At 51.9% G+C, this 20451-nt stretch carries 22 protein-coding genes and 1 tRNA gene; 17 read left to right on the forward strand and 6 right to left on the reverse strand.

Annotated elements, in window-relative coordinates; all coding sequences use genetic code 11:
* Window positions 1–730 (forward strand): radical SAM protein (locus tag Q8Q07_08110; protein ID MDP3880246.1); only part of this gene is annotated, 730 nt, incomplete at its 5' end.
* Between the two features lie 9 nt (window positions 731–739).
* Window positions 740–973, forward strand: a complete 234-nt coding sequence (locus Q8Q07_08115) for an Lrp/AsnC ligand binding domain-containing protein (protein MDP3880247.1) — start codon at window positions 740–742, stop codon at window positions 971–973.
* A 30-nt stretch (window positions 974–1003) separates the two neighbouring features.
* Here Q8Q07_08115 and Q8Q07_08120 read toward each other — a convergent pair whose 3' ends face one another.
* Window positions 1004–1486 (reverse strand): GNAT family N-acetyltransferase, encoded by a 483-nt coding sequence (locus tag Q8Q07_08120; GenBank protein MDP3880248.1) that lies wholly within the window; start codon window positions 1484–1486, stop codon window positions 1004–1006.
* A gap of 257 nt (window positions 1487–1743) precedes the next feature.
* Between Q8Q07_08120 and Q8Q07_08125 the strand changes: the two genes are divergently transcribed.
* From Q8Q07_08125 to Q8Q07_08155, 7 genes are all read left to right on the forward strand, one after another.
* Window positions 1744–3342 (forward strand): phosphoenolpyruvate carboxykinase (ATP), encoded by a 1599-nt coding sequence (locus Q8Q07_08125; protein ID MDP3880249.1) that lies wholly within the window; start codon window positions 1744–1746, stop codon window positions 3340–3342.
* Between the two features lie 57 nt (window positions 3343–3399).
* Window positions 3400–4023, forward strand: a complete 624-nt coding sequence (locus Q8Q07_08130) for a hypothetical protein (protein MDP3880250.1) — start codon at window positions 3400–3402, stop codon at window positions 4021–4023.
* 87 nt (window positions 4024–4110) lie between these two features.
* On the forward strand, window positions 4111–6060 hold the full coding sequence (locus Q8Q07_08135) for an aldehyde ferredoxin oxidoreductase C-terminal domain-containing protein (protein MDP3880251.1): 1950 nt from the start codon (window positions 4111–4113) through the stop codon (window positions 6058–6060).
* A 149-nt stretch (window positions 6061–6209) separates the two neighbouring features.
* On the forward strand, window positions 6210–8027 hold the full coding sequence (locus tag Q8Q07_08140) for an ABC transporter substrate-binding protein (GenBank protein ID MDP3880252.1): 1818 nt from the start codon (window positions 6210–6212) through the stop codon (window positions 8025–8027).
* Between the two features lie 208 nt (window positions 8028–8235).
* Entirely contained in the window at window positions 8236–8943 is a 708-nt protein-coding gene (locus tag Q8Q07_08145; GenBank protein ID MDP3880253.1) for a cyclase family protein, read from the forward strand.
* A gap of 95 nt (window positions 8944–9038) precedes the next feature.
* The gene (locus tag Q8Q07_08150; GenBank protein MDP3880254.1) at window positions 9039–9746 is read left to right on the forward strand and encodes a cyclase family protein; all 708 of its coding nucleotides are present in this window, start codon (window positions 9039–9041) and stop codon (window positions 9744–9746) included.
* A 375-nt stretch (window positions 9747–10121) separates the two neighbouring features.
* Complete coding sequence (locus tag Q8Q07_08155; GenBank protein ID MDP3880255.1) at window positions 10122–10841, forward strand: cyclase family protein; 720 nt, start codon at window positions 10122–10124, stop codon at window positions 10839–10841.
* Window positions 10842–10852: 11 nt separating this feature from the next.
* Here the strand turns inward: Q8Q07_08155 and folE are convergent, their stop codons facing one another.
* The 4 genes from folE to lepB all read right to left on the reverse strand — a co-directional run bounded on the left by folE (window position 10853) and on the right by lepB (window position 13928).
* The gene (gene folE / locus Q8Q07_08160) at window positions 10853–11419 is read right to left on the reverse strand and encodes a GTP cyclohydrolase I FolE (GenBank protein MDP3880256.1); all 567 of its coding nucleotides are present in this window, start codon (window positions 11417–11419) and stop codon (window positions 10853–10855) included.
* A gap of 65 nt (window positions 11420–11484) precedes the next feature.
* Window positions 11485–12537 (reverse strand): threonine synthase, encoded by a 1053-nt coding sequence (gene thrC, locus Q8Q07_08165; protein ID MDP3880257.1) that lies wholly within the window; start codon window positions 12535–12537, stop codon window positions 11485–11487.
* A 184-nt stretch (window positions 12538–12721) separates the two neighbouring features.
* Window positions 12722–13285 (reverse strand): orotate phosphoribosyltransferase, encoded by a 564-nt coding sequence (pyrE, locus tag Q8Q07_08170; protein ID MDP3880258.1) that lies wholly within the window; start codon window positions 13283–13285, stop codon window positions 12722–12724.
* A 70-nt stretch (window positions 13286–13355) separates the two neighbouring features.
* A complete protein-coding gene (gene lepB / locus Q8Q07_08175; GenBank protein MDP3880259.1) occupies window positions 13356–13928 on the reverse strand; it encodes a signal peptidase I in 573 nt (190 codons plus the stop codon).
* Window positions 13929–14055: 127 nt separating this feature from the next.
* Here lepB and ribD point away from each other — a divergent pair, with 127 nt between their 5' ends.
* From ribD to ribE, 4 genes are all read left to right on the forward strand, one after another.
* Window positions 14056–15147: a bifunctional diaminohydroxyphosphoribosylaminopyrimidine deaminase/5-amino-6-(5-phosphoribosylamino)uracil reductase RibD gene (ribD, locus tag Q8Q07_08180; protein MDP3880260.1), complete on the forward strand. Its 1092-nt coding sequence runs from the start codon at window positions 14056–14058 to the stop codon at window positions 15145–15147.
* 2 nt (window positions 15148–15149) lie between these two features.
* Window positions 15150–15779 (forward strand): riboflavin synthase, encoded by a 630-nt coding sequence (locus Q8Q07_08185; protein MDP3880261.1) that lies wholly within the window; start codon window positions 15150–15152, stop codon window positions 15777–15779.
* A gap of 32 nt (window positions 15780–15811) precedes the next feature.
* On the forward strand, window positions 15812–17026 hold the full coding sequence (locus Q8Q07_08190) for a bifunctional 3,4-dihydroxy-2-butanone-4-phosphate synthase/GTP cyclohydrolase II (GenBank protein ID MDP3880262.1): 1215 nt from the start codon (window positions 15812–15814) through the stop codon (window positions 17024–17026).
* 139 nt (window positions 17027–17165) lie between these two features.
* Window positions 17166–17633 (forward strand): 6,7-dimethyl-8-ribityllumazine synthase, encoded by a 468-nt coding sequence (gene ribE, locus Q8Q07_08195; protein ID MDP3880263.1) that lies wholly within the window; start codon window positions 17166–17168, stop codon window positions 17631–17633.
* 98 nt (window positions 17634–17731) lie between these two features.
* On the opposite strand, the gene Q8Q07_08200 is transcribed toward ribE, so the two are convergent.
* Window positions 17732–17986, reverse strand: a complete 255-nt coding sequence (locus Q8Q07_08200; GenBank protein MDP3880264.1) for a translation elongation factor-like protein — start codon at window positions 17984–17986, stop codon at window positions 17732–17734.
* Window positions 17987–18202: 216 nt separating this feature from the next.
* Here Q8Q07_08200 and Q8Q07_08205 point away from each other — a divergent pair, with 216 nt between their 5' ends.
* The 4 genes from Q8Q07_08205 to Q8Q07_08220 all read left to right on the forward strand — a co-directional run.
* Window positions 18203–18433, forward strand: coding sequence for a hypothetical protein (locus Q8Q07_08205; protein ID MDP3880265.1), 231 nt, complete (start codon window positions 18203–18205; stop codon window positions 18431–18433).
* Window positions 18434–18472: 39 nt separating this feature from the next.
* Window positions 18473–19132, forward strand: a complete 660-nt coding sequence (locus tag Q8Q07_08210) for a biotin transporter BioY (GenBank protein MDP3880266.1) — start codon at window positions 18473–18475, stop codon at window positions 19130–19132.
* A 103-nt stretch (window positions 19133–19235) separates the two neighbouring features.
* Window positions 19236–19312: transfer RNA gene (locus Q8Q07_08215), tRNA-Val, on the forward strand.
* A gap of 51 nt (window positions 19313–19363) precedes the next feature.
* Window positions 19364–20451, forward strand: a 1088-nt coding sequence (locus Q8Q07_08220; GenBank protein MDP3880267.1) for a DUF2779 domain-containing protein, incomplete at its 3' end; no start/stop codon positions are given.

Raw genomic sequence — 20451 nt, forward strand, 5'->3', positions numbered from 1 at the left:
GGAAGTAGTACTGACCGGTACCGAGATTGGCTCGTATGACGATAACGGTGTTGGACTGGCGAGCTTGCTGGAGCGTATCCTGGCGCAGACTGATATTCCCAGATTAAGGCTTTCTTCTCTACAGCCGCAGGAGATCTCCCCGGAGCTTCTGGCATTGTGGCGGAATCTCCGGTTATGTCCCCACTTTCACCTGTCACTCCAGAGCGGCAGTGACGCAGTGCTCCGCCGGATGGGCAGGGATTACTCGTCCGGTGATTATCAGAAGGCGGTATCTTTAATTCGGACTCAGGTGCCGGATGTGGCAATCACCACTGATGTTATCGTCGGTTTTCCCGGTGAGACAGAAGAGGAATTCGCGCAGAGCCAGGATTTCTGCCGGCGGATGGAATTTGCCCGTATTCATGTCTTTCCTTACTCGCGGCGTGATGGCACTCAGGCATCATCGCTCTCCCGGCAAATCAATGATAAGGTTAAGAAAGAACGCAGTCGGCAGATGCTGGCGCTGGCCAGGGAAAGCGCCCGGGACTTCCGGCAACGCTTTGTAGGTGGGATCAGCCCGGTATTGTGGGAGCAGCCGGCTGGTGACGGGTTCTGGACCGGTCTGACCGATAACTATATCAAGGTCTACACCGAAAGCGATGCGGATTTAACCAACCGGGTAGTGCCGGTGAAGCTGATGAAGCTCTGGAGGGATGGGGTACTTGCCAGACGGCCTCAATCAGTAATATAATAGCACTTAATGGTGAAAGGATACCTTCTCATCAAGATTGTTCCCGGTCTGGAATCTGACGCCCTGGCCCAGATTCGGGTCACCCCCGGTATCGTTGATGTCAATCTTGTCTTCGGGCAGTGGGATGCCATCGCTGTCGCTGAAGCCAAGAGCATTTTTGAGTTGGCCAAGATAGTTGTCAGTGAAGTACGCGGCATTCAGGGTGTCCAGGATACTACCACTCTCCTGCAAGCCGAGCTATAGCGTTTCCTTCTATCCCTTCAGTTCCGCTGATTATGTGGTCTTCTCGATGCCTAAAACCACCGAGGTTTCAATCTGGCGTCCGGGGATGTCCCAGTAAGTTTTTAACAGCTTGTCCTTATCAGGCAACAGTTGAAAACCATGTTTCTGGTAGAAGTGGGTTGCCGTGTGAGCATCAGCCCATGTCCCCACCAGCAGGCGTGGCGTAGTCGCCAGTGTCTTGAGATGGTTAAGGAGTTTACCGCCGATTCCCCGTTGCTGCCAGCGGGGTAATACATAGGCATGGCGGATGAGCGTGACGTCTTTAACTGCTTCCAGGCCGGTGACGCCAACAAGCTCCCCGTCTGCTTCCCAGCCGTAGAAGGTGATGCGTTTCATCTCCCTCTCGAGTTCTGCCATGCTCATATAAGGTTGATGGTAGCAGTCAGCCGGTATTGTGCCTTCATAGGCGGTGGCGGCCTGGTTAATGACGGCGTATATCCTTTCGATATCGTCTGCCTGGCACTGACGAATCATGCGGTCTGCCCTGAATTCTTAATCGGAGAAATAACTTTCAATCATAAGTTTTAGACTAATTATATCACACATTATCCCGCGTATTTGAACCGGGTGTTTTATGGTTTTATGTGACATATGGTATAATCGTGCTACGAAATAGCCCCCATTATTTCATCAAGTTTATCAGCGGTGAATATTGCCGGGGTACATATATTAAGCGGTTCAGGCCAAAAGGACCGGAACTATAGAAAGCATTGCAGGAAAAGGAGACTCAGGTGGCAGGATTCGACTTGGGATCATTTGTCCGGACAGTTGAGCGAATCAGAGAAAAAGCAGTATCTGAAGACAGACTAAAGGATAACCCCTCGGACGAAATATTGCGGCAGCTTGTGGAAAAAGCGCCCGGTGTCAGGAAAACGAGATACGGGAATTATGTTGCCGAAAGTGACCCCACCTCCCGGTCAGCCATGTTCACCAGGAACAGTGTTGACAACACTTTTGGTGATGAAGAAACAAAGCTTCTTACCCGGTGTGAAGAGGCTTTATCCAGGGAGCGTCTCATTTCCATAGACAGGATTGTGGGGAATGAGAATAGCGGTATAACGGTACGGTTGATTGTTCCCGAGCGTTTCGCTCACATTGCCTATGGGGGAGGAAACCTCTTTATTCCGGCTAAAGGAGAAGTAAAGAAGCCAGACTATCAAATCATATTTTTCGCTGACGAAGCTTTTGAACCTAATAAAACCAAGCCGCTTCCGGAAAAGGATATTACGATAAGACTGGCGATGCTTGATGACGGCCGTTTCGTCAAGATAATCCGGAATGGTAACTATATCGGTGAATACAAGAAAGGCGTTTTTGCGGCTGAAGATTGGGCGGCCAAGACCAGAAAGGGCGGTATTTTCCTGCACGCCGGTTGCCGGGAGGACTATTTGCAGTCAGTACACGGTGACTATGAGACCGTAACCACGCTGCTTACCGCCTTGAGTGCTAAGGGAAAGACCACCACCACCTGCCGGATCCTGGCCCGGAAGGGTAAGGAGAAGTCATGGTTGATTCAGGATGACGGGGGGACGCTCATGCCTGACGGCTCCTTCCATGGTTTTGAGGCGGGAGGTATCTTCGTCAAGACAGAGGGAGTCCACCCCGGGGAACAGGTGGAAATATATTACGGTCTGCTGGAACCGGAGACCGTCTGCGAGAATGTGTATGTTGATGAAGACGGGGACTTTGACTTCTACAATTACGAAAGAACATCAAACGGCAGGGCAGTCATATTAAGAAAGTACTTTCTGCATGCCAGCCCCTATATTGATGTGGACAGGGTTGATAACCTGGTTCTCATCACCCGGGGACCGATATTTCCGGCGATATCAAAATTAACCCGGGAACAGGCAACGGCCATGATGGTTCTGGGGCAGGCGATGGAATCCTCAGCCGGTGACCCGACTCAAGCCGGAAAGATCAGGAGCGAGTTTTTCTATGATCCCTTTGTCGCCGGTGATCTGGCTCAGCATGCTAATATCTTTTATAAAGTAATCAAAGGTCTGCCTCATCTGAATTATTACCTGCTCAATACCGGCGGAGTAGGTGAAGACGAGCATTATATGGATATCAGAGTAGAGCATACCATGGGGATACTGGATTCACTGTTGAGAGGTGGACTCGAAGACTGGGTAGATTCCCCAACCGGTTTCCAGGTACCGAAAGCAATCAGGGTCGTGGATGATATTTATCTGCATCCGGAGAAGCTCTATTCGCGGGCTGAATTTGAGCAAAAACAGGCGGAGCTTACCAGAATCATGCGTGAAGCTATCGAAAGACTCGGAAGCACCCTGCATCCCGATATCAGAAATGTTTTCAGCGATGCCTGAGGTTTCGGTACTGGCTGATTACATAGCCGGTTTAGTAATAACTGAGAAAGGGTAGTAATGACCGGAGAATTAGGCAGGATAGAAAAGCCAGCGGCAAGCCAGTTCAGGGATAAGAGAAAGTTATACCTCGTTCCGCTGCTGTTTCAGTGGGAAGACGCGCCGGCAGAGTATAATGAGAAGTTTAACCTCTACTGGCAGCAGGTGGGGGAGCACCTGGCTAACCTGGAGTCAACGGTGGGAGGGGTTGTCCGTGTCTACCATGAATCAATCACGGTGGCCGGCGAAGAAGGACTGGCAATCCTGGAGAAATTGAACCCCTCCAGCTGTCAGATTGTACGGGCGAATTGTCAGGGCGGCGCCCGGTTTGAGGCGGTTGAAGATACTGAACTGGCTGAGGAAAGCATGGACTGGGAGAGGCACCTGCTTCTGGGTTTTATCAGTCAGAAGGTGGCTAAAATTATCTCTGACTTCTTTGCCGGGGCTTCAAAGAAGAGGTATGAATACATCGCCAGAAAGATAGATGAAACCCTTAAAGATAAGGAAGCCGCCATCCTCTTTATCCGGGCAGGTCACCGGGTACAATTTCCCGCTGATATAGAAGTATTCAGCGTAGCGCCGCCGGCGCTGGACGAGATTCAGCGCTGGTTACGCGGCTATTCCGCAAACTCACCCGAGTCTTGACAAAAACCGTGCTTAATAATTAGAGTAATACAGTTATTTTATCTTCATGCCTCCGGGAACCGGAGTAGATTACCCAGGGAGTAACGGATGCTTTATGGCTGGGCTGGCACCACATTAGAAATTGACCTGTCACGGGGAAAAATTGAAAAAAGAGCTACCGACCGCCAGCTGACCGAGGACTTTCTCGGGGGCAAAGGGACCAACGCCAAAATATTATGGGACAGGGTACCCCCCGAGGTTGACCCTTTCTCCCCGGATAATCTAATGATAGTCAGTGCCGGTGTCCTCACCGGCACCATGGTACCGAGTGCCAATCGTACTATTATTACCTTCAAATCTCCGGTGCTGGGTATCAAGTATTACTGTGCTATGGGTGGTTTCTTCGGTCCCCAGCTAAAACAGGCCGGCTATGACACCATAATCTTTTCAGGGAAGTCGCCCGTTCCGGTATATTTATGGATAGATGATGACCATGTAGAGCTGCGTGACGCCAGCCATCTCCGGGGGAGAGATAACTTCGAGACTCAAAAGCTCATCAAGGAAGAAGCGAACAATAATGAGATTGAAATCATATCCATCGGCTTGGCCGGGGAAAACAGGGTTTATTCAGCCAGTATCGAAGGCAGCAGTTCAGCCAGCGCCAGCCGCGGCGGCGCCGGCGCTGTTATGGGGGATAAAAACTTAAAGGCGATAGCCGTCCGCGGTACCGGTGACGTTAATGTTTTTAACGGCGCCAGGCTCTTTGAATTATGTGACCAGATTATTGCCCGTTCCGCCGTATCCTGGGAGGTAGGGGGGAAAAACAGGTGGCTGGGCGCCGGAGTAGACGGTCAACGGCTATGGGCATCAGGCCACTTCAGCGGCGTTTCCCCCGAGCTCCAGCAGCAGATTACCAGTTTTGCCAAACCATCTGAGGGTGATTACCGGAAAATGCATTCCAGGGATGCCGCTTGTTTTAACTGCTCTCTGAGATGCAAAAGGGTCTATCCCATGAATGGCCGATATGTTATCGGCAAGTGCCAGTATGTTTGTGCCGGTATGGTACACTCCCGGGTATTAGATTACGACTTCAGCCTGAGATTTTATGATTTATGTCAGAAACACGGCCTGGATGATGTCTCGCTGGCTGATATCATCGGCTTCGCTATCGAGCTCTATCAGCGGGGTATTCTGACCAGGGAAGATACCGACGGCATCGTTCTTGACTGGGGAAAGGCCGATGTGGTCTACGCCCTGATTGAGAAAATTGCCCGGCGGGAGGGGGTGGGTGATGTCCTGGCTGACGGCGTTTACCGCGCTGCCCGGCGTATCGGCCGGGGCGCCGAGGGTTACGCTCATAATACCAAGAAACTGGAGCCGCTTCCTCTTGATGTTAGAGGCGAGCCCCGTCTCGCCTTACCAATTGCCACCATTGATAAGGCAGACCGCACCCGGGGCTTGAGCGGGACGTATGGAATGTGGGAACGACCCTGGGAAGAAAAGAAGAAGTATATCGAAGCCGGGTACTTTCAATATCCTAAAGAGTTTGAGAAATTCTTCCTGTCTGAACCTGACCTCACCGGAGTTGATTACGAAGGCATGGTCCAGTTTGTCTCCTACAATGAGGAAATCCTGACTCTCACCGATGTGACCGGAACCTGCTTTTTCTGGACAAATTTCTGGCCTTTCCCTCCCTTCAATAATCGCCCTTTGATGGCTGAACTGGTCTCGGCTGCAACCGGTATGGATATCGACGAAGCCGGGATAACCAGGATAGCGCAGCGGATAATACACCTTGTACGGGCCTATAATGTAAGAGAAGGGGTCAGCCGAAAGGGCGATGATATGCCTGATTTATTCTTCCAAAAATCCCCCAAACCGCCGCACCGGCAGATTGACCGGGCTTTGTTCAACCGGTGGATTGACCGTTATTACGAGCTGAAGGGCTGGGACAATGACGGCATTCCAGCCGCGGGAACACTGCATGAAATCGGGCTGGACTATGTGCGGCAGGACCTGGAACAAAGGGGAATATTGACGCCGCCTGTTCTGGTATGAGCGACTTTAGCCGACTTTACTTTATGATTGCCGCGCCTGGCTTCACCTGAATCCCGCTATCGCAGGTTTTTCCGGATTTTACAACTCTGAACCGGGACGTTTCCCTTTACATAAAGACCATAGAAGACAAAATCTTAAAGAGGTAATGAATGAAAAAAAGGAACTTTTGGTTAGCAGCGGTTAGCTTGATGGTACTATCTCTCATACTGGCATCTTGCGCTCCATCAGCCCCTACAACACCCACGACGCCCACGACGCCCACGACTCCAACAACACCGACAACCCCAACGACACCGACAACTCCAACTGCTCCCACGACACCAGGGACGCCCAGTCCTGAGACACCCCGATACGGGGGAACATTTACATTCATCAGGACCTCGGGGTGGTCAGGTGCTTTCGACCATGCTTTCCGTGCAGGGCGAGAGACAGTGAACCCCTCTGTTGCTCAGGGATTTGATGAACTGCTCGAACCTGACTACTCAAAGGGGCCGGCTGGCACAAATGAGACCAGCTTCCTGAGCTGGACGAACCAGTATCCCGTTATGAGAGGTTCCCTGGCTGAGAGCTGGGAGATAGTTGATGATGTCACCTTTGTTTATCACCTCCGTAAAGGAGTCCGCTGGTGGGCTAAGGCCCCGGTGAACGGGAGAGAATTTGTCGCCGATGATGTCATCTTTTCGATTAAACGGAAAGCGGAAGTCAAGGGAGGTTACTGGGAAACCAGGATGTTGCCTGAGGAACTTCCGGTGTCTTTAAAGGCAATCGACAAGTATACGGTTGAGGTGAAGGCTCACCCCGGATATCTGCAGCCGCTCTTTGAGTGGACGGCTGTTTTTAATGCCATACAGCCACCAGAGGTTATCGATCAGTACGGGAGCATGCAAAACTGGGAGAGCCATGTTGGTACCGGCCCTTTCATGATGGTGGATTATCTTGACAAGAGTTCAGCCACCTTTGTCAGAAATCCTGACTACTGGATGAAGGACTATTTTGGCCCCAGAGAAGGGAACCAATTGCCTTACCTTGATGCTATCAAGATTCTGATGATTGAGGACCGTTCAACCATGCTGGCGGCGCTGCGTACCGGTAAGACTGACTGGCTGGATGCGCTCGATTGGGAAGATGCCGATGTCATTAAAATGACCAGGCCGGAGATGATGGAAAGAAGCTATCCCAACGGCTCACTGTCGATCTATATGCGGACAGATAAGCCGGAGCAACCTTGGCACAACATTAATGTCCGGCGTGCCCTTCAAATGGCGATAGATGAACAGGGAATGGTAGATAACTACTTCGGGGGTAAAGGACTGATTGTGAACTGGCCGGAGCAAGACTGGGCTGATGGTCTGCCCCGTTACACCCCGCTGGAGGAGCAATCTGAAGTAGTCAAGGAAATGTTCAGCTATAATCCGGAGAAAGCAAAGCAGCTTCTGGCTGAGGCTGGCTATGCCGCTGGCTTCAAGATTGAGGTGATTGCTACCGCTGCGGATGTTGACTTACTGGCGATAGTGGAAGACTACTGGTCCAAGATTGGCGTGGATCTTGATATCCAGGTAAAGGAGGTCGGCGTTTTCCGCTCCATTGAACAGGGTAGAACGCACAAAGATGCTATCATCAGGAAAGAAACCCTTAACGGAACCCCTTACGCCTGGCACCCGTTCAACCCTGAGGATTCTCTGAACCTGAGCATGATTGATGACAAATTCGCCAATGACACGTACCAGGAGGTTGTGGATATCTATTTCTTTGAGCGGGCGAAGGCTGACGCGATAGTGAAGGATTTCTACAAGTATGCCGTGGAGCAGGCGTGGGTAATACAGACGCCAATGGCGCACCAGTCAATCATGTGGCAGCCGTGGGTCAAGAATTATCATGGTGAGTGGATCGTTTCCTATGTGAGGCCCCAGAATTTTACCAAGTTTATCTGGATTGACCAGGAACTCAAGAAATCAATGGGCTATTAGTGGAAGAGGCTGAAGGAAAATACCTCTAGAACCGGGGTGGACGGTTTCAAACCGTCCACCCCCTAGATTTTTTAGGGGGCTATCCGGCCTTTTTATCTATTTATTGTGGAACGGGAATACGCACTTGACAAAAACTTCGTTTGTGCTATAGTGCGTCTATCCCACTCTATTTGGGGGAAAATCAAATTAATCAAAGGAGGGAACTGAAGTGAAAATAATCGACCTGACAATGCCTCTTTATGAAGGGATGCCTGCCGGTTACGGTCACATGGCGTTTAAAAACCATCCGATGTGGCCGGATGCGTTCAAAATAGCCGAGACTCGTTCCTGGGAACCCCACGGCTCACGGATGCACCTTTATACCATCTTCTGCGAACCCGGAACCAGGTTCATCCTGCCCAGCTACCGGGCACAGTTAAAATATGACGCGACACTGGATACCATAGACCTCCAAAAAGTGATAATGAAAGATACTGTAGTCATCGATATACCAATGAAGCCTGGAGAGTGGCTGGCTGCGGATAAGCTCGAAGCGGCCTTCAACAAGGCACCGGTACAGAAGGGTGATGCCTTGCTCTGTCGTACCGGGTGGGGGGACAATGAGCGGTATCTGAAGATGGGGCATGAGTATAGAGAGCAGGGCCCTCACTACAGCGCCGCTGCTGCCAGTAAGTTGATGGATCTTATGAAAAAGAATGAGAGCGAGATTTGGCTCTATGATAACTGCGATATGGGCGGTACTGACCCGGCTACCGGACAGTTCGCCGGCTTTACCATCAATGAGGGTATGATTGCTATCGGCGGGATTGTCAATGCCGGCGCTATTACCAAGCCCAGGGTGAAGCTGTCGGTATTGCCCATTAAGGCAGCTTATTGTCATATGGCGCCATGCCGGGCGGTGGCTGTTGAAGATTAGACCGTTACTTGTTCCGGACCGCTGATTTGATGTCAGGAGCGACCTGAGCGGCGGTTTAGTTTAGAAACTCGAATATTTAAAGGGGGTTATAAACAATGAAAATAATCGATCTGACAGCGCCTCTTTTTGAAGACCAGCCCGGTATGGTGGGTTTCGGTGGTTGCCGTACCGCCCCGACGTGGCCCAGACCGTTCGTGGCTACTGAGACTCGCTCCTGGGACCCTGACGGCTCCAGATTCCACGTTTACACCATCTTCTGCGAGCCGGGTACCAGGTTTATCCTGCCCAGTTTCAGGAAAGAATATAGAGATGACCCGACGATCGAGCAAATCCCTGTGGAAAGGCTGATGATGCGGGAGGCGGTTGTCATTGATATCCCGAAGAGGGATGATGAGATAGTCCAACCGGATGAACTGGACATTGCTTTTAAGAAAGCACCGGTCCAGAAAGGAGATGCGCTCATAATACGCACCGGCTGGGGGGATGGTGGCAGACATTACAAGCTGGGGGATCTGTATAAGGACAACAGTCCTCACTTTAATGTCGCCAGTGGCAACAGGTTAATGGAACTCATGCAGCAGAATGGTAGTGACCTTTGGACCTATGACATGGAAAGCATGAGCGGAGTGGACAAAAAGAACATGACCCGTGGTGGTTTCACCATTCGCGCCGGCATGATCGCTATCGGCGGGGTGATTAACTGCGGCGCCATCACCAAGCAGCGGGTAAAACTGATGATCTTCCCCATGAAGGTTAAGGGCGGTCATATGGCCCCGTGCTCTATAGTGGCTCTGGAAGACTAACTTGTTTGCATAGGAAACTTGAATCGGGCAACAACCTCTGGTTGTTGCCCGATTAATTATGTGTAATTAGTTCATCCGGGTTATTCTGTCTGCTTTCTGTATGGCAGGTTCCGCTATTGACCTAACTTGATTACCAGCGGCTGATATTTGAGGAAATTATCAATCTTCCTTCCCATCGCCGACCTGCCGGGAAACTTAGCCAAAACTTGACAAAATTCCATGCAGGCATTATAAAGGGGACATCCGTGAATGGTTGTCCTCAGTGGTACCGCAATTGGAACTGCTTCCATACGGAGATCCGAGAGTGGATATTCTATCCGGAACCCGGTCTCATTCAAAGACCGACGGCAATAAATATTAGGAGGAGGTAACCAAATGAAAGTAATCGATCTCACAATGGCCCTTTACGAGGAAATGGCTTCGGGGTATAGCCACCCGGCTTTCAAATCTCATCCGATTTGGCCGCAGCCATTTAAGAAGGAAATGACAGGGGGGACAACTTCCGGTTCGCAGTTCCATGTCTACACCGCCTTTTGTGAAGCGGGTACCAGAATCCTCCTGCCCGGTTACCGGCAAGAGTACCGGGAGGCTGACAAAGCAAGACTGCATACTGTCGATTTGAACAGGCTGGTTCTTCGGGATACTGTCGTCCTTGATGTCCCCAAGGGTGCGGAAGAGTTTATCGACCCGGAAGAGATTGAAGCGGCCTTCAAGAAGGCGCCCGTCCAGAAGGGAGATGCCTTGCTCGTCCGTACCGGCTGGGGGGACAATGATAGATATATCAAGATGGGGCTGGACTATAAAGAGAAGGGGCCCCACTACACTGGAGAGGCGGCATCGAAGCTGAAAGAACTTATGTTACAGAATGGGAGTGACATCTTTCTTTATGACTGCTGTGATATGAACGGCACGGACAAAAGAACCGGGAGGAGTCATTCCGCATTTGGGGCTATCTGTAGTCCCGGCATAATTGGCGTGGGAGGAGTGGTCAATTGCGGCGCCATCACCAAACCGCGGGTCAAGCTGATAGCTCTGCCGCTTAAAGCGAGAGACGCCTGGTTTGCGCCGTGCTCGGCCATAGCTATCGAAGAATAGTTCAAAGCGAGCTATTTAATCTGTAACAGGGAGAAAAACTCGGCTCTGGTCTTGGACTTGCTGCGGAAGATACCCCTGACCACCGAGGTGACTACAGTGCTGCCCGGTTTCTTGATGCCGCGCATCACCAGGCAGAGATGCTCAGCCTGGACGACTACGCCCACACCTTCCGGCTTGATCCCCTCGGCAATGGCATCGGCAATCTGGGAGGTCATTCTTTCCTGGAGCTGAGGGCGCCGGGCGATAATCTCCACCACCCTGGCCAGTTTGCTGGCGCCCACCACCCGCCCGTTGGCGTTGGGGATGTAGCCGATGTGTGCCACCCCGTAGAACGGCAGCAGGTGGTGCTCGCACATCGAGTAGAACGGGATGTCCTTAAGTACGACCATTTCCCGGTGGCCTTCCTCAAACCCGACTTTCAGTTCTTCCTTCGGGTCCATGGTGAGCCCTTCAAAGAGTTCGCTGTACATCTCGGCTACCCGCCGCGGGGTATCCACGAGCCCTTCACGTTTCGGGTCCTCCCCGATAGCCTTAATAATGGAAGTTACCGCTTTCTTAATCTCAGCCTGGTCAAGCACTATGCTCCTCCTCAAGTGTGGTCTCAGGATAGCTCTGCTAAGCAGTCAATAGATGTTGTGTGGCTTCAGCTCCAGCCAAGGGCCCGTTCCACGGCCAGTGTATCAGCCGGCAGATCGAGGAACGAATCGGCATTTTTCAGGACGATGTCAGTATCCTTGAGTCCGGTGCCGGTTACCACGCAGACAACCTTCTTCTTGGAGAAATCCATCCCTTTCCGGGAAAGTTTGATTAGTCCGGCCAGGGAGGCGGCTGACGCCGGCTCCCCGAAAATTCCGGCTTTGGTGGCCATCAGACGGTGGGCGGACATGATCTCCTCATCACTGACCATATCAATGATACCGCCGGACTCATCACGGGCGGCAACCGCTTTCTGCCAGCTTGCCGGATTGCCGATGCGTATCGCTGAAGCTACCGTCTGCGGGTGCTCAATGACATGACCCCGGACAATAGGGGCGGCGCCCTCTGCCTGGAAACCCATTAGCGATGGTTTCTTGGTTGCCCTGCCATTTTGATGGTATTCCACGAATCCCTTCCAGTAGGCGGTGATATTGCCGGCATTGCCCACCGGGATGAAAAGATAATCAGGGGCTTCGCCCAGAGCGTCGATAATTTCAAAAGCGGCTGTCTTTTGCCCTTCGATGCGGTGCGGGTTGACTGAATTTGTCAGGGTGACAGGGTGTTTCTCGGTCAACGCCAGTACGATGCTCAGGGCCTGGTCGAAATTACCGTCGATGGCGATTATTTTGGCTCCGTAGATGATAGCCTGGGCCAGCTTGCCCGGGGCGATATTACCTTTAGGCACGATAATAATAGCCGTCAGTCCGCAGTAAGCGGCATAAGCGGCGGCTGAAGAGCTGGTATTACCGGTTGAGGCGCACATTACCGCCGTACTGCCCGCTTCTATGGCCTTGGCGATAGCGACCACCATGCCCCTGTCCTTAAACGAACCGGTAGGGCTACACCCCTCCAGTTTCAGGTGCAGTTCCTGGCAGCCGATTTCCTTCTCCAGCGTTCCGCACCTGACCAGTGGAGTATCCCCCTCTCCTAATGAGATGAGGGGAGTGTGAGGGGTGACCGGCAGAAAGTCTCTATACTTGATTAAAACTCCGGGATTCATCAGTCCTCTCTTTATTTTATCAGGCGTGCCGGTATCGTAGACTCCTTTAATTAAGCTCGAAACCGGTCGGCTCAGGCAAAACCGTTACTCAAATCAATAGTTACCGGGAAGGCAGGTTTACCTGAAACTCAGTCCCATATATTTATAGCGCATATGGCGCAAAAGCACAATCTTTTACGGGTTGCTAACGGCTGCCGGGCTTAATCAGGGGAATCTGGGCCGCGCACAGTGGGCAGTTCTGCGGTTCATGGGTTATCGTTGCCGAACGGAGGCAACTGAAAAAGGGAACGCCGAAATCTACCTCCTGGTCGGAACGGTCAACCAGGACACCCACGCCGACCACTATGCCGCCTTTCCCCTTGACCGCGGTGATAACTTCTCGAACCGAACCGCCGGTGGTAAGGATATCATCGACAACCAGCACCCGTTCCCCGGGGTCAATGGTGAAACTGCGCTGAAAAGTCCTTTCGGTACCCCCCTTTTTTTCGGCGAAGATACCGCGTACTCCCAATTGCCTGCCCACCTCAAAGGCCAGGATAATCCCGCCGGTAGTGGGCCCGGCGACTACCTGAATACCCTGGTCGCTGAAGCGGTCAGCTATCATCCGGCAAAGTCGGGCAGTGTAGTCTGGAAACTGCAGGACCTGGAACTTTTCCCAGTAGAGCGGAGAATGCAGTCCGGAGGCAAGCAGAAAATGCCCTTTAAGTATGGCCCCTGATTTCTCGAAGATTTCTTCTACGTTGTCCATCGGCGGCTGCTCTCCTTCACTGGTACCGTAATTAACTGCTACCTTCCTGTTAGACGAACCTGTGCCACGGTTATTTATTGCTGGTGAGGTTGCCGGTTGATTTGGCTACAGGATAGCTGTTGACCAATCCCCAGTACTGGGGCGGCCAGATTGATAGCCAGGCTTTACCTATTATACTCTGGCGCTCTATTCCTCCAAAATGGCGTGAATCATCGCTGTTGTTGCGGTTATCACCCATGACAAAGTACTCATTTTCGGCAAGCGTCTCTCCCTTGAAATCTCTCCTCGTATTCAGGGTAATGTACGGTTCGTCCAGAGTCAGTGATTTGCCGTTTGCCTGACGAATATAGACTATGCCATCTTTTACCTCGACTGTTTCTCCGGGCAAGCCGATGATGCGCTTAATGAAAGGAGTGGAACTTGAGCCGTACTCCTGAGGCGCTTCCAGAATGATTACGTCCCCTCTCTGCGGTTCGTGGAATTTATAGATGAGCTTATTGACCAGTATCCGCTCTCCGTCATGAAAACTATAGTTCATGCTGGGGCCATCAACGATAAAGCTCTGTATCGTATTCTGTAATCCGAAGAAGATTACTGAGGCTATTATCAGTGTAGTCAGAATATCACGGAAAAAGGTTCTCATCTGATTTCAATTATACGCTATCTGCTGTCATCCTGCCAGCAGATTAAGGAAAAAGGCCATGGTGAACAATTGGCTCGATGAACTGATGTTGCACTTTTTGAAAATTAGGTGCTAGAATGACAATAACATGGACTATATGAAACAGGCGCTTTCCCTGGCTAAACTGGCTTTAGGTCAAGCCAGCCCTAATCCGGCGGTAGGGGCGGTGCTGGTTAAAGACGGTGAGATTGTAGGGCAGGGTTACACGCAACCACCGGGCTCCTGGCATGCTGAGATAATGGCTTTGCGGCAGGCAGGGGAAAAAGCCCGCTGTAGCGTCCTGTACGTTACTTTAGAGCCGTGCTGTCACTACGGGCGTACTCCACCATGCACCGACGCAATTGTTTCAGCCGGCGTCTCTGAGGTTCATGCGGCCATGATTGACCCGAACTCACTGGTGTCGGGTCAGGGAATAGAGGCGCTGGAAAGAAAGGACATCAGGGTATTTGTGGGTGAGCATGAGGATGAGGCCAGGGAGATTAATGAGGCCTATGTCAAGTTCATTACCACAGGGATGCCCTTTGTCACCGTGAAATATGCCGTGAGCCTGGATGGGAAAATCGCTACAAGAAGCGGTGACTCGGCGTGGATTAGCGGACGTGAATCAAGGAAATATGTGCATTGCTTGCGCTATGTCGTTGACGCTATTATGACCGGGGCTAATACCGTTATCGCTGATAACCCGCACCTGACTTGCCGCTGTGGCGACAAAGGAGGAAGGGTGAGGAAGCAGCCGCTGCGAGTGATTGTCGATGGCAGGGGACGCACGCCGACAACCGCCCAGATATTTAATGAGCCGGGCGGGGTTCTGCTGGCGCTGGGTGAGTCTGTTGACCCTGATAAGAAACAAATCTGGACCCAGGTTGGCGCTGAATTGCTGGAATTACCCTTGAAGGACGGTTCCCTGGATTTGACCAGCTTACTTAAAGCCCTGGGTGAGCGTGGAATCACCAGCGTACTGGTGGAAGGCGGGGGCATATTGCTCGGCTCTCTGTTTGACAGCAGGCTGGTGGACAAGGTGATCGCTTTCATCGCTCCCATTATTATCGGCGGGGAAGGTGCCAGGACGCCGGTGGCTGGGGCAGGTATTGATAAAGTATTTGATGCTCTTAAGCTGGAGCGCACCAGCGTTGAAAAATATGGCGACGATTTGATGATTAGCGGCTATGTGAAGAGTTGAAGATGTTTACCGGAATTATTGAGGAAGTGGGGAGGGTTATCTCAGTCCGTTCGGGTAGTCTGGTTATTGTCGCGGATGGCGCTCTCCGGGATACGAAGCCTGGTGACAGTATGGCAGTCAATGGCGTATGCCTGACCATTACCAGCCTGACGGCGGATACCTTTGCGGCTGACATAATGTTAGAGACGGCAAGACGGTCTAATCTGGGTCTTCTGGCGGCGGGTGACAGAGTGAATCTGGAGCGCGCCCTGGCTTTGGGAGGACGTTTGGGCGGGCACCTGGTTCAGGGTCATGTGGATGCTACCGGGGAGCTGGCTTCTATCCGGCGGGACGGTGAGGCGCTGCTCATCGGCTTTAAGGCTACTAACGAGGTGATGAGCTACGTGGTGGAGAAGGGTTTTATCGCGGTGGATGGTATCAGCCTGACGGTGGTGGCCAGAGACGCCGCTTCATTTCAGGTTTCGGTGGTTGATTTTACCTACCGGCATACCAATCTGGGTGGCCGGCGGGTAGGGGCTATGGTGAACCTGGAGGTTGATATAATCGCCAAATACGTGGAGCAGCTTGCGCAAACTCGCAGTAACGGGATAACGGTTGATTACCTGCGGGAGCACGGCTTCCTGGTCAACTGATGTATCTCTTTTTAAAATCGAGAGGGTGAAGAATGGGTCTATCAAGTATTCCTGAGGCTATTGAAGATATAAAGACAGGCAAGTTCCTCATCATCGTCGATGATGAGGACAGGGAGAATGAAGGCGACCTGGCGATAGCGGCGGAAAGGATCACTCCTGAAGCGATTAACTTCATGGCCGTCTACGCCCGGGGATTGATTTGCCTGCCTGTCACCGCGGAGAGACTTGATGAACTGAGGATTCCGCTGATGGTGCGGGATAATACTTCAAAACATTCCACCGCTTTTACCGTTTCTGTTGAAGCCAGGCACAAGGTGAGTACCGGTATTTCAGCGGCGGATAGAGCGGAAACGGTAAGAGTGATGATTGACCCGTCGACCAGGCCTGAAGATTTGGTCCAGCCGGGACACATGTTTCCGTTGCGGGCCAGGGATGGCGGCGTTCTGGTGCGGGCAGGGCATACCGAGGCTATCGTTGACCTGGCTAAAATAGCCGGGCTCTATCCGGCCGGAGTCATCTGTGAGATTATGAATGAAGATGGCACTATGGCGCGGCTGCCGCAACTGGAGGCGATGGCGGAGAGATTTGGACTTAGGATTATCAGTGTGGCTGACCTTATCGCTTATCGCTCGCGCCATGAGAAGCTGGTGCACCGGGTGGCTGAGGCGAAATTGCCGACGAAATACGGCGACTTTACCTCTCTTGCCTATAAGAGTGATATTGACTCCGATGAGCACATGGTACTGGTGATGGGGGATATTTCCAGCGGTGAACCGGTACTGGTCCGGGTACATAGCGAGTGTCTTACCGGCGACGTGTTTGGCAGCCTGCGCTGTGATTGCGGGGAGCAGGTTGCCCTGGCTTTGCAGAGCATCGCTGCGGAGGGACGGGGCGTTCTACTCTATATGAGACAGGAGGGGCGGGGTATCGGCTTTCACAATAAGCTTCGTGCTTATGCGCTGCAGGATACGGGACTGGATACCGTGGAGGCTAACCTTTCCCTGGGCTTTGAGCCGGACCTGCGGGACTACGGGATTGGTGCCCAAATACTGGCTGACATGGGCTTGAGTGAGATCAGAATGATGACCAACAATCCTAAAAAGGTGATTGGCCTGGAGGGCTATGGTCTGAAGGTGGTCGAAATCGTGCCGATAATTGTCCCTCCTAATCCGCATAATCTACGTTACCTCAAGACGAAACAGAGTAAGCTCGGTCATCTTTTGAAGCTACCCGGAGTTGACGAGTAAACCAGAGGTGGGTATCCCGGACTGGAAAAATCGCCTGGAGACTTGTAAAAGGCGTAATCTGCCGGCAGCGGTTATGGTTGGCTGTTAGCCGGTTAAGTCTCCAGGCAGTAATTTGGTCTCAGTAATAAAGGAGGCGCTGATGGGTAAACTTTTTGAAGGTGCATTGCTGGGGGAAGGGTTAAAGTTCGGGGTGGTTGTTTCCCGTTTTAATGAATTTATTACCCGGAAACTGCTGGACGGTGCGCGGGATGCCTTGCTGCGTCATGGCGTCAATGAAGCTGATATTGATATCGCCTGGGTGCCGGGAGCATTTGAAATTCCCCTGGTAGCCAAAAGCCTGGCCGAGACCAAGAAATATAATGCTGTTATCTGTCTTGGGGCTGTCGTCCGCGGAGCAACACCCCACTTTGAACATATCGCTTCTGAGGTGACCAAGGGTATTGCCCGGGTAGGGTTGGATGCGGGGGTACCGGTTAGCTACGGTGTCATCACGGCTGATACCCTGGAACAGGCTATCGAGCGGGCGGGGACCAAAGCCGGGAACCGGGGCTTTGATGCCGCGGTGGATGCTATTGAGATGGCTAACCTGCTCAAGAGTATCGGTTAGAATGAGCGTGGATGAGACGCTGTGTCTGGTAAGGCTTACCTTTCGCCGCGGGCAGTTCTTGCAGAGGTTTAACCGGGAATTGGAAAATACTCGTGGTTCTAGTCAATGACCTTATAAATTTTATCCCCTCTTCTCACCCGGTCGCTGACTTTGATACCAACCTCATCTCCGGCTTTAGCCTCCGTGACATCAGTGTTATTAATCTGCATTGAGGTAACGCTGAATACCAGGTCAGTAGTGTGGCCGATAATATGGATTTTATCCCCCACTTTTAGAGGCGCCGTCAACTCAATACCGGCTACTACCGGTCTGGCAAAAAAGTCGGATACGCTGCCAATTTCTACTTCAGCCATTTGCTTCCCTCCTGTAATGTTAGTAAGGAAGAATTACTCCGTCTCTCCAGCGCAGTATACGTTAACTGGCTTGAGCTAATCAAGATTATTATAAGAAGATACGGGTAGTTTATCAAGAGTACCCAGGAAATACGGCTTTCTATTATCTTTCCGGACTTTGACATCGCGCAGCCTGTCACCTATAATAGGTTCGGTTATTATTGCGGAGGGGCAGTTTTGGCAGAGAGAGACCAGTCCATTGAGGCAAGTGAGGGACAAGCGCTGGAAATTAGACATATTAAGGAAAGCCTTGAAATGTTAGACCAGCGTCTGGATAATATTGATTCGATCGTTTCTGCCGTGGCCGAGAGGGTTATGAGTCAGCTGATAACTTTTAATATCACCTGCCCCCACTGCGGCAGGGATGTTGAGATTGCGGTGGTCGGCAGTCAGAAGCCAAAGCGGTAAGTCTATTTTCATCAGTGAAAAAATCATGAGGAGGTAAATGTGGAGATAGCGGCAAGAATAAACCAGGCCAAGTATGATGCCTTCCGGTGGCGGTATGAGCTCAGCATTCCCAAGAAGCTAGCCCTGGCACTGGGCATGGCGGCTCTGGCTGGTTTGCTGGCTCAGGTCAGAGTGGTCATTCCGTGGAGCCCGGTACCGGTGACCGGCCAGACATTCGCGGTACTGCTGGCGGGCGTAATGTTAGGCAGGTGGTGGGGGGGGATAAGTTTGGGTGTCTATGCCGGTCTTGGAGCTCTGGGAGTTCCATGGTTTGCCGGTTTGAGCAGCGGGCTGGCCTATCTCGCCGGGCCGACTGGTGGCTATATCATTGGTTTTATCCTGGCAGCCCTTTTCCTGGGGCATTTCACTGACAAATACATCAGGTCAAGAAGTTTCCTGAGTATGCTGACGCTCATGCTCTTCGCTAATTTTATCCTGATTTATATTCCGGGACTTCTTCAGCTGGGATTGTGGCTCAGCCTGGTGAAGGGGCAGACCGTAACTCTCACTTCGGTTCTCGGCATGGGAGCAATTCCGTTTATCGCCGGTGATATCACCAAGGCTGTTGTGGCGGCAGCCATTGCCAGGGGAATTACGCCCAAGTTAGCCTATAACGGAGAAGCGGATAAAGGCAAGTGGGCGAGCTGGCGCATCCCTTAAGCGGCAAGATAATATGGCCTGATTTATCAGAAAATACCTCGGGTTACCTTACTTGCCCGTTTGACGGCAGGTAGAGTGTTTGCTAGAATCCGGACTGGAATACGGGCGGTTAGCTCAGTTGGTTAGAGCACTGCGTTGACATCGCAGAGGTCACTGGTTCGAGCCCAGTACCGCCCACCATCGGCCGCGCCAAACAGCTGCTTTACATCCTCTACTGTGAAGGAATGAGCCATGCCGGATAAACTGCTGTCAAAATCCCGCTACCTTAACGGTCTGCAATGCCCTCGCTACCTCTGGGTTGTCTGCAATGAGCCGGACAGGATACCAGAGCCGGGTGCTGCTACGCAGCACATCTTCGACCAGGGGCACCTCGTGGGTGAGATGGCTAAGAAGCTCTTTCCCGGAGGAATAGATGTGCCAGCTGAGGATTTCATGGCCAACATCGCCCTGACGAAGGTGCTTCTTCAGCAGAAAAAACCTCTATTCGAAGCCGGCGTATGGTCCGGACGGATTTGTTCCAGAGTCGATATCCTGAACCCGGTGAATGAAGACGAGTGGGATATCATCGAGGTGAAGAGCTCAACTTCAGTAAAAGAGGTTAATATCCATGATGTTTCTTTCCAGAAATTATGCTGGGAAGATGCCGGGCTGAAGATAAGGAAGTGCTTCCTCGCCTACATCAACAATCAATACCTCAAGAACGGGGAGATTGAGCCGAAGGAGCTTTTTATCTTGCAGGATGTCTGCGACGAAGTCATCGCTGCCAGCGCAGGCATACGAGACCGGATTAGCCGAATGCTTGAGGTTATCGCGGCACCGTCATGCCCGGAAGTGACCATCGGCCCACACTGCAGTAGTCCCTATGACTGCCTGCTGAGTGATTGTTGGGAGGGACTGCCGGAACATAATGTATTTACCCTGTATTATGGCGGTAAAAAGTCCCAGGAGCTATATAGCAGCGGGGTGCTCAATATCGCTGATATTCCTGCCGACTATAAATTGAGCGACAAACAGCGTATCCAGCATACCTGTGTGGTCAGTGGCGAGCCGTATATCAATGCCGCTTTGCTGAAGCAGTTCCTGTCATCCCTTAAGTACCCGCTCTATTTTCTGGATTTCGAGACGATAAACCCGGCGGTGCCTCTGTTCGACGGCACCAGGCCCTATCAGAACATACCCTTCCAGTTTTCGTTGCATATTCAAGCAATACCGGGTGGGGAACTACAGCACCACTGCTACCTTGCTGACGGACCGCAAGACCCGCGCCCGGAACTGCTGGTACATTTGCATCAGGTCATTGGTAGTGAAGGAAGCATCGT

Source organism: Dehalococcoidales bacterium, assembly GCA_030698765.1.
GTDB lineage: Bacteria > Chloroflexota > Dehalococcoidia > Dehalococcoidales > UBA2162 > JAUYMF01.

Coding starts and splice junctions, on each gene's coding strand:
- thrC (MDP3880257.1), bottom strand. CDS start 12,537: ATGAATCCCGGAGTTTTAATCAAGTATAGAGACTTTCTGCCGGTCACC.
- Q8Q07_08140 (MDP3880252.1), top strand. CDS start 6,210: ATGAAAAAAAGGAACTTTTGGTTAGCAGCGGTTAGCTTGATGGTACTA.
- Q8Q07_08115 (MDP3880247.1), top strand. CDS start 740: ATGGTGAAAGGATACCTTCTCATCAAGATTGTTCCCGGTCTGGAATCT.
- Q8Q07_08155 (MDP3880255.1), top strand. CDS start 10,122: ATGAAAGTAATCGATCTCACAATGGCCCTTTACGAGGAAATGGCTTCG.
- ribD (MDP3880260.1), top strand. CDS start 14,056: ATGGACTATATGAAACAGGCGCTTTCCCTGGCTAAACTGGCTTTAGGT.
- Q8Q07_08185 (MDP3880261.1), top strand. CDS start 15,150: ATGTTTACCGGAATTATTGAGGAAGTGGGGAGGGTTATCTCAGTCCGT.
- Q8Q07_08190 (MDP3880262.1), top strand. CDS start 15,812: ATGGGTCTATCAAGTATTCCTGAGGCTATTGAAGATATAAAGACAGGC.
- Q8Q07_08200 (MDP3880264.1), bottom strand. CDS start 17,986: ATGGCTGAAGTAGAAATTGGCAGCGTATCCGACTTTTTTGCCAGACCG.
- ribE (MDP3880263.1), top strand. CDS start 17,166: ATGGGTAAACTTTTTGAAGGTGCATTGCTGGGGGAAGGGTTAAAGTTC.
- Q8Q07_08120 (MDP3880248.1), bottom strand. CDS start 1,486: ATGATTCGTCAGTGCCAGGCAGACGATATCGAAAGGATATACGCCGTC.
- Q8Q07_08150 (MDP3880254.1), top strand. CDS start 9,039: ATGAAAATAATCGATCTGACAGCGCCTCTTTTTGAAGACCAGCCCGGT.
- pyrE (MDP3880258.1), bottom strand. CDS start 13,285: ATGGACAACGTAGAAGAAATCTTCGAGAAATCAGGGGCCATACTTAAA.
- Q8Q07_08130 (MDP3880250.1), top strand. CDS start 3,400: ATGACCGGAGAATTAGGCAGGATAGAAAAGCCAGCGGCAAGCCAGTTC.
- Q8Q07_08135 (MDP3880251.1), top strand. CDS start 4,111: ATGCTTTATGGCTGGGCTGGCACCACATTAGAAATTGACCTGTCACGG.
- lepB (MDP3880259.1), bottom strand. CDS start 13,928: ATGAGAACCTTTTTCCGTGATATTCTGACTACACTGATAATAGCCTCA.